Below are 4,498 nucleotides of genomic sequence, written 5' to 3'. Positions count from 1 at the left end.
TATCAGGAATGGCGGTACAAGCCGATGCCGATGACGCTCTCCGAGGCGCGCGCGGTAGCCGAGTCCGAAATCGTCCTGACGCGGTAGCCGCAAGACTCGTCAGGCCCGTTGCGCGGCCAGCCATCGCGTAACGGATGCCGCGTACTCGCGAAACCCGGCGAGAACCATCGGCATCGCCGAGTGAACGCGCGCGTCGTCTACCGTCGCGTAGTCGTGGGTGAGCGCGTTTCGAAGGCCGGCCGACGGGGCGAGACTCTCGGCAAGCTCCCCGGAGATCGCGCCGCACCGCGCGACCGCCGCGAAGGAACTTCGGTAGTCGGGTGGAGGCGATCCCGCGCTCTCGGTCGCGATGTGCACGTTGATGTCCACGGCGCTCTCGATGACAAGCTGGATAAGTCGCTCGACGGCACGCCGAGGCCCGCCCGTCCCCACATAATCGTCGAAAGATGTGTCTGCGTAGATGGCCAGCTCATCCAAGTAGCCGGTCAGATGGGCGAGCTTTCGCCGCACGATCTCTTCGCGCACCATCAGGCGTACCGCCGCCGAAGGGCCTCGGCCTCGATGCGACGGATCCAGGCTGTGTCGTAGTAGAGCTTGACGGCGCGGATTCGGAACTCCTCGAACGTACCGGGCGCGCGCTCGTACAGCGGCTTTCCGTCGGTGGCGACCTGGAAGAGCAACAACGGGTCGGCCTCGGCCAAGAAGACGAGGTCGATCTCGCCGTCAAAACCCAGTGCGTCTTGGATCCGGCCCCTGCGCGCATCCATCAAAGGGGGAACCTCCCCTTGCGTGACTACGCCTACGTCGACGTCGCTTTCCGGGCCGGATGTGCCGCGCGCGTGAGATCCGAACAGAACGACTAACTCCACGCCGAGCGCGCGAAGGGCGTCCTCGTCCACCCGCAAGTCCATGACGGGCAGATCATAGTCCTCCGTCGGGTGTCTACAGGTGCGCCGGTCCCGCCCACTCCGGGAAGGATCCGCCGGTCGGCGACGCGACCTCGGTGAAGTAACGGATCATCCAGTAAGGCGTGAGGTAATCGATCCCCGGCTCGCGCCAGCGCGTCCACTCCTGTCCGTCGAGCGCGGTCGGAGGGCGCTGCCACAGGAAGTCCGTCGGCGTGCGCTGGGCAACCGGCAGCGGGCGCGCGGCGCGCAACTTCGCCGACTCACTGAGCGGCGGCGCATCGGGCGCACCGGGGAACCACGTGACCGAACCACCGGGGGCCTGCTCCACATCGAGGTCGTACTGGTCCTCGGGAACGCACTCAAGATCGATACCGCAGCGCGCGCTGTTGTTCACCGGCGCGCCGGTCTCGATGTTGGCGCGGTAGTCCAGCCACTCACGCAAGTGCGTGACCGCGGCGTCCAGACGCGACTGCTCTCCGGTCGCGCTGTAGGTAATCGCCTCGAAGTGCGCGTTGATGTCGTCACCGGTGGTCTTGTCCATGATCGCAAACGCGCGCGCGATGAGGTCGCGCTCGACGCCGGTTGTGGTGCGCAGCAAGTTGAAGCCGGTCAGGTGGTGCAAGTTGAACTTGTAGTAACCGTCGTTGGGCTGCACCGAGTCAACCTCCATCGAGGGTCCAAGTTCGGGCCCTTGGTTGGAGAACTCCTCTGCCCATACGGCGTTCCACTTCGCCTTGTCGGTGTCCGAGCCGGCAACTTCGGCTACGTGGCGCGCGGCGTTGGCCATGTTCAGCCGCGCCATCGGAACGTAGACGAACAGCGGCGAGATGAAGCCGTCGAAGTCGTGGTCGGCGCTGACATACCCATGCGGCCGCGGGTAGTTCCACGCGTACTTGACCAGGAAGTCACCCATCGCCATGAGGTCGGCGGCGATCTGCGCCTGCAGCTCGGGCTCATCGGGACCGACCAAGTCAAAAGCGGTGAGCAACCCGAAGGTCAGGCCCGCGTACGTGTCGCGACTCGGTGAGGCTTCGCAGTAATACGTGCCCCCGTCGCCGGAAGTCCAGGTGATCTCGAAGACCCGGTTGTTGTTGTTGTTGATCGGGTTCTCGGGGTCGTTCGTCGGCGGGTTGATCCCCAACGAGCCCAGGTCTGTCGTCGTGCACGAGCGCATGATCATGCCGCGCTCGCCGTGAATCACACCGCCGCCCCAGTCCGCCTGGTGCCTGTCGCCGGTTGGGTTGGTCGTGTTCACCGTCGGCGGGATCTTCAACTCGCCGGTCCAGTCCTCGGCGATGTTGATGTCGCGGTGCTCGGCGGCCAGGATCGTCTCGACCCGCTCGAGCGCCTCGTCGCGCTGCGCAGTCCAAAACTCGTCTTGCGGGGCGGCCTCCAGGTGCTTCTTGGCGACCGAGTAGCGCATGGCCTGCCCGCCCAGGTAGACGCCGGTCCAGAGTCCCGAGTCGCCCCAGCCGCCGGCTCCGACGACGTGGCCCGGCTCCTTTTGATCGGAGTCGAACCAAACCGGAACCGCGTGACCCGACTGCAGCGAGTCGTTCATCTTGGTCTCGAGATCCACCATCGCCTGCTTCGCCTCGTCGTTGTCGGCGAGCGGTGGGGTCGTGTTGGCGCCTGCCAGACCGCTCACAGCCAGGGACAGCACGGCCAGGGCCGCGGCCGCACGGAGACGTTTCGCAAGGACAAGAGACCGATTCATGTTCACCTCGGGCGGTCGGCCGTCGAGCGCTCCTCGACGATCTCGTCATATTTCGGGCACGCGCACCACTTCTCCTGCTGGAGTCGCAGGGTTTGGAGGATCTTCTTGCTAATTGCGCGCGCGGGTGATCGTCCCATGTATTAGTCGGACGACCTCGCCTGGGTGGTCACGCAGCTCCGGCCAGGTCACGTGGATCACCGTCCAGCCGAGTGCGGTGAGCGCGTTGCGGCGCGCGCGGTCGTGGTCCCACTGCTGCCGACTCGAGTGCCAACGGAATCCATCCGCCTCGATCGCCACCCGAGGCTCCGGGTAGGCGAAGTCCAGGACCGCCCTGCCGCGAGGTGTCCGAACCTCGTGCTGCACGGCGGGCTTCGGAAGGCCCGCCTTGCGCAACGCGCGCAGAAGTCGAGTCTCGAAAACGCTCTGGGGCACTTCGGCCGGACCGGCGCGCGCATCGAGGAGCTTTGCGAGGACCCCGCTGCCCGGGCGGCCGCGCGCGTCCAGGTCCCGAGTCCGCCGGCGGACCTGAGCGATGGTCACGATCCCGCGACGCAGCGCGTCGTCCAAGGCTTCCTCAACTACGTCTGCAGCCACGATCCCAGCAATGTCGACGAGGGTGCGCGCGGGGGTCGTGACCGGGATCCCATCGACTTCGGTGACGTCGATTGCCGGCAGCGCGCGCGGGTGGTGAACTGATCCCGCGCGCGCGCGCCTCCCACTGCGAGGCACGCTCAGCTCGAATCGACCGGGGGCAAAACCCGGAAGGCCCCACACAACCGCCGCAGAACGGAGAGAAGCCACCGCCTCCGGGCCGGCCGCCAGGCAGGTGGCGAGAAGCATCTGCCGCCACGTCACCGGCGCCCCGCCGAGGCGGTACACCCCAGGGTGCGCGCGCTCCCACACCCCCGACATCACGCGCCGGTCGATCATGCGAGCGTTGAAGCCCGACGCCAGCGCCTGGGCCCGGGTGAAGACGCCGTGCTGCGCGCGCGCGATCTTCGCGAGGCGTTGGATCGGGGCTTCCGGTGTCGGTTTGGCGTCACGCCTGTCGCTCATCCGACACCAGATACCGCGGCGCGGCGTAAAACGCAGCAGTCGGTGTCCGGAGCGCGGCGATCGGGTGAAACGAGCCGCGCGCGGGCGCCGGCCACCCGGCGCCCGCGCGAATCACCGTTTTGGTGTGGGTTCAACGTCGCCGGTGTCGCCAAACCGACACCAGAATGAACGGCGCACGCCGCGAAGGGCTTCGGTCGGCGGTGGAAACGAGGCGATCGCGGGGAGGCGATCGCGGGGATGATGGTGGGCGTGGCTGGACTCGAACCAGCGACCTCAGCTTTATCAGAGCTGCGCTCTAACCGCCTGAGCTACACGCCCGCGACGGGCAAGGCTACCACTTGCCCGGCTTGCCTTCCTACTCGCGTTCCGTGACGAGCAGTTCGATCCCGCCGACGACGTCGGCAATCAAGTTGTAGAGGAAGGCCATGAAGGTCGTGATGGCACTCGCGACCATGGTGCCGGCCACCCCGATCAAGAAGAACCACCGGAAGATCAGTCCGCCGCTGATGGTCACATCGAACTCGAGGTCCTGCATCAGTTGCTCGATGTTGCCGATAACGCCAAAACCCTTCAGCGCGGTGAAGATCACCCCTGTGGCGAGCATCAAGATAATCAGCATGCAGAAGTAAAACACCAGTGAGAACTTGAACACGGCCCACGGGTCGATCTTGCGAATCGCCAGACGTCCTCGGCGCAACCGGCGAACCGTCACCGCGGGAGTCTGGCCGCGCGCCTGCGCGGGCGACGCCGTTTGCCCAGAACGAGCCGGCGGCGTGGCCGGCGCAGGCGCTGCAGGCGGCGCCGGCGCGCGGTCCCA

At 66.6% G+C, this 4,498-nt stretch carries 5 protein-coding genes and 1 tRNA gene; all 6 read right to left on the bottom strand.

Annotated elements, in window-relative coordinates; translation table 11 throughout:
- Positions 1 to 99 precede the first annotated feature (99 nt).
- Positions 100 to 528, bottom strand: coding sequence for a DUF86 domain-containing protein (locus WDA27_14705; GenBank protein ID MFA5892174.1), 429 nt, complete (start codon positions 526 to 528; stop codon positions 100 to 102).
- Complete coding sequence (locus tag WDA27_14700) at positions 528 to 911, bottom strand: nucleotidyltransferase domain-containing protein (protein MFA5892173.1); 384 nt, start codon at positions 909 to 911, stop codon at positions 528 to 530. The genes WDA27_14705 and WDA27_14700 overlap by 1 nt, the downstream gene beginning before the upstream one ends.
- A 31-nt stretch (positions 912 to 942) precedes the next feature.
- Positions 943 to 2,625 carry a hypothetical protein gene (locus WDA27_14695; GenBank protein ID MFA5892172.1) on the bottom strand — a complete coding sequence of 561 codons (1,683 nt, stop codon included), beginning with the start codon at positions 2,623 to 2,625 and terminating at the stop codon, positions 943 to 945.
- A 108-nt stretch (positions 2,626 to 2,733) separates the two neighbouring features.
- Entirely contained in the window at positions 2,734 to 3,681 is a 948-nt protein-coding gene (locus WDA27_14690; GenBank protein ID MFA5892171.1) for a type IV toxin-antitoxin system AbiEi family antitoxin domain-containing protein, read from the bottom strand.
- A 241-nt stretch (positions 3,682 to 3,922) separates the two neighbouring features.
- A tRNA-Ile gene (locus tag WDA27_14685) sits at positions 3,923 to 3,999 on the bottom strand.
- Positions 4,000 to 4,036: 37 nt separating this feature from the next.
- Positions 4,037 to 4,498 (bottom strand): DUF3566 domain-containing protein (locus tag WDA27_14680; GenBank protein ID MFA5892170.1); only part of this gene is annotated, 462 nt, incomplete at its 5' end.

The sequence above is a fragment of the Actinomycetota bacterium genome, from assembly GCA_041658565.1.
GTDB lineage: Bacteria > Actinomycetota > AC-67 > AC-67 > AC-67 > JBAZZY01.
This window is presented reverse-complemented; position numbering and strand designations above follow the sequence as displayed.